Genomic DNA, 3786 nt, shown 5'->3' with positions numbered 1-3786 from the left:
TTCTCGCGCAACAGGAAGGAGCGGAGCCTGCCCGATCCCGCCTGCAACAAGAAGCACACGTTCTCCTCTGATCGTCGTAAGCCAAGGCTCTCCGAACATCCCGTTATAGTATGGCCCACGCACAACGATCTTGGCAGATGTATCCGATAAGAGTCGTTTTGACTTCGTTCCGATTGCTTCGATGGCTACTGTTATAGACGTACGATCGGCTGTCATCACACCAACAGGAAAATGGTAAAACTGCTCATCATCTTTTCTCCGAAGGAATACGAACGATCCTACCTTATTCAACATCTGCGCCAACTTTTCCGACACAGCAAACGTTGCGACGACCGTCTTATTACCAACCGATTCGATTGAAGAAAAAGTCGTCACTTCCTCGATGCGTTTCTGCGATCCGGTATGATTACCGTTCCAATGCTTTTCATACAATACACACGTACCGCTCCATTCACACGTACAATTTCCTTCTCCTTGCAGTTGACTGCACATCAAACAATGATTCATCTCGGCCAATATGCACGGACAATACTGAGAATTCACATCAATACAACGCTCTTTTAATATTCTCATCTTCTGCCTCCTATACCAAGCACCGCGCGAATATTTGGCTTAGACCACTCTCTTCCACTCGTCTGTATATAGCAGACGAATCAGTTGTATACAGCCCTTTTTCCTTCATTCGTTCAAAATAAACGGAACCGGAGAAAGTATATCGTACTCTCATGCCGCCGTCTTCTTCCATACGACGATGCGCAAACGAAATAAAGTCACCGACTGCCAGCGTAGCAGGCAAAACAAGATATGTCATGTCAAGCACACATCGCACAGCATTATGCCCTGCCAGACTTCCCGTAATGATCGCTTCCGTATGCCCAACGATCGGAGCAGATTTTTCGCCTGCACAGAACAAGTTCTGTACTCCCTCGGCGCGCATATCATCACCGCAAGAAGCAATCCCGATATATCGTATCGAATTACCGAATCCGCCCGCATACGGATCTTCATAGCGTGCCTTTTCAAAGCCTTCCACCTGATGCAGAAGCTCCATATCCATATACGGCGTCATGATCTTCGCATGCCCTGTATCAAGCACAATCAGATTGTCAGCAAACGCATCCAGCGCATACTGACTGCAAGCCTTTTTGCCTAATTTGGCTTGTTGCCGTACCTTCACAGGCAAAGGGATCACCAAGACACCATCACGCTCCAGCTTCTCACGAACAGCAGTCGATAAGCTTTCTTTTTTTATCTTACACGATCCACTCATCGCACCAAAAGAGCCATCCGCTTTCTCACTGTTTCTCTCGGCAACATGCGCGCGCTCTGCCATACTGACGCGCGGCCCAAACGAAGGACAACGCATGATACACATCGCACAACCATTGCCATACCGCAAACAATTCCCCATCGGACCTGCCGTTCCACTTGCATCAACATATGCATCACACGGGTATATCACGCCATCATCACCAATAATAGCGCGTATCCTGCCACCGTATTTTTCGATATCTCGTATGCGAGACTTCAACTTGACCGTAACACCATGTCGAGCAAGAAGTGTACGCGCCCCATCCTCGATTCGTGTTACATCATAAAGTGAAGCATGATTATGTCCGGGAAAATCGACTTCCTTATGTCTACTATAAGTATCCATCAATTCAAACAGCTCATTTGCCCCAAGAGCGATCGCCTCTTCAGCCGCCGTATATCGCCCGTTATTGCGAAAGATACCACCGACCAATCCCGTTCCCAAAAGCATATCCGTACGTTCAAAGAGTATTACCTCTGCACCTGCCTTTGCCGCTGCAAGAGCTGCTGCACACCCCGACCAACCGCCTCCGACAACCGCAATCTTTACCATCATATTCCTCCTCACGTATCAGGAATCATATTGTAGTCTATTCCTGATACGCGAAATTGCCACAATGATAGGTCATCCAAAGACGATGCGGCAGACCCACACAGAAAGCAAAAAACCAATGATATCTCCACATACACCAACGAACGGTGCATATCGCGCACGTGTTATCCCGATCGCACCAAAATAAACACTCAAAATATAAAACGTTGTATCGGTACTCCCCATCGCAGTCGATGCCATCAACCCTAAAAGGGAATCCGCACCGTATCGCGATAGAATATCGGTCGTTACCCCAAGAGAAGCAGTCCCCGAAAAAGGACGAAGAAGTGCAAGCGGCACCAGATCGGGCGGAATATGAAACATTGCCAAACAAGGTTCAAGATACATTATGACGATATCCATTGCTCCTGATGCTCGAAATACATTAACAGCAACCAACATCGCAATTAAAAACGGCATCAAACGAATCGCGATCGCAAAGCCCTCCGATGCTCCTTCAACAAATGCTTCATATACACGTACACCGCGAATCCATCCAACGATCGGAATGACTGACAGAACAAGCAGTATCATCCAATCCGCAAGCAGTTGACATATCTCTGCCATCGTTATCTATCCTCACTTGAAAATGCCTTACGACAGATACGATCTATCACGATCACGCTGATCGTAGCCAGCAGGCTTACCAGAATCGTTGTCCCGATCGTTGCTCCCGGAACAGCAGAGCCTGATGCCGAACGGAGCGCAATGATCGTCGCAGGAACCAAATTAAAACCGGCCGCACAAAGTGCTAAAAATGTACACATCGCAGGCGTAGCCCTCTGTTTATCTCCCCTGTTAAGCAACTGCAATTCCTCCATTGCCTTCATGCCGAACGGAGTCGCGGCATTACCCATACCAAGCATATTTGCAGTAATCGTCATCACAACAGCTCCCATCGCAGGATGGTCTGTCGGAACAGAAGGAAACAGCCAACGTGTCAATGGTCGAACAATCCGCGCAAATATACGAAGAACGCCTGCCTTTTCCGCTATTTTCAACATACCGAGCCACAAACACATTACACCAACCAACTTTATCGAAAGAGTTACTGCCGTTTCTGCACCACCGAGAGCACTTTGCATTACGACCGTCCCATTTCCAGTGATAAGTCCCCATATGATTCCTCCTGCCAATAAGAACAGCCATACTCCATTGATCACATCCTCTCACCTCGTAAAAAATATATGGAATCATAATATTGATTAGACATAAAAAGAGCCTTGCCTAAGCAAAGCCCTTCTTTATCTAATCGGATTCTGTTTCTGTATTCATCTCATATACCTGAAACGGTTCTTCTTTTCGTCTCTGTTTCATCATATCTTGCGGAAATATCTCTGCGATCTTATCCATCGCCAACGGAATAATATCCAACAATCGCTCGTAAGTACGATTCGCAGACACATTCATAAACCGAATCCCATGTTCGGGTGAACACACGAGAAAACCGACAGGCTTCACGCTGACCCCCGCGCCACTCCCTCCGCCAAAACCTTGTTTCCCTTCCATAGTTTCACCGTCACATCCGGCACCGCCCGCAGCAAACCCGAACGAAACACGTGATATCGGAATAATAACAGTCCCATCTGTCGATTCCACCGCATCACCGATAACCGTATTAACATCTACCATCTCCTTGATGCTGTTAAGCGATGTTCTAACCAATTCCTCAATAGAATGTTCTTTCATGCGACCTTCCTCCTTTTGCTTTTCAAATATCCTTTGGCAAACTCTTTTATAATATCGCCAAATCGAAATCGCACTATACATGTCGCCTCGCTATAAATCATCAGTTCCCCAAAATTCGGACGGCAGCTTATCATCGTTATACACTTCTTATCACGTATCCACCGCTCCCAAATGATGCCCTGTAAGCTCCATAC

The 3786-nt window shown here is 47.0% G+C and carries 5 protein-coding genes; all 5 read right to left on the bottom strand.

Features of this window, described 5'->3' with window-relative positions:
- Positions 1 to 573: hypothetical protein (locus tag IJN28_08735; GenBank protein MBQ6713850.1), on the bottom strand; the 573-nt coding region annotated here is incomplete at its 3' end.
- A 10-nt stretch (positions 574 to 583) separates the two neighbouring features.
- A complete protein-coding gene (locus IJN28_08730) occupies positions 584 to 1864 on the bottom strand; it encodes an FAD-dependent oxidoreductase (GenBank protein ID MBQ6713849.1) in 1281 nt (426 codons plus the stop codon).
- Positions 1865 to 1936: 72 nt separating this feature from the next.
- Entirely contained in the window at positions 1937 to 2470 is a 534-nt protein-coding gene (locus tag IJN28_08725; protein ID MBQ6713848.1) for a spore maturation protein, read from the bottom strand.
- Between the two features lie 2 nt (positions 2471 to 2472).
- On the bottom strand, positions 2473 to 3066 hold the full coding sequence (locus tag IJN28_08720) for a spore maturation protein (protein ID MBQ6713847.1): 594 nt from the start codon (positions 3064 to 3066) through the stop codon (positions 2473 to 2475).
- Positions 3067 to 3151: 85 nt separating this feature from the next.
- Positions 3152 to 3592, bottom strand: coding sequence for a GerW family sporulation protein (ytfJ, locus tag IJN28_08715; protein MBQ6713846.1), 441 nt, complete (start codon positions 3590 to 3592; stop codon positions 3152 to 3154).
- Between the last annotated feature and the right edge of the window lie 194 nt (positions 3593 to 3786).

It is taken from the genome of Selenomonadales bacterium, from assembly GCA_017442105.1.
GTDB lineage: Bacteria > Bacillota > Negativicutes > RGIG982 > RGIG982 > RGIG982.
This window is presented reverse-complemented; position numbering and strand designations above follow the sequence as displayed.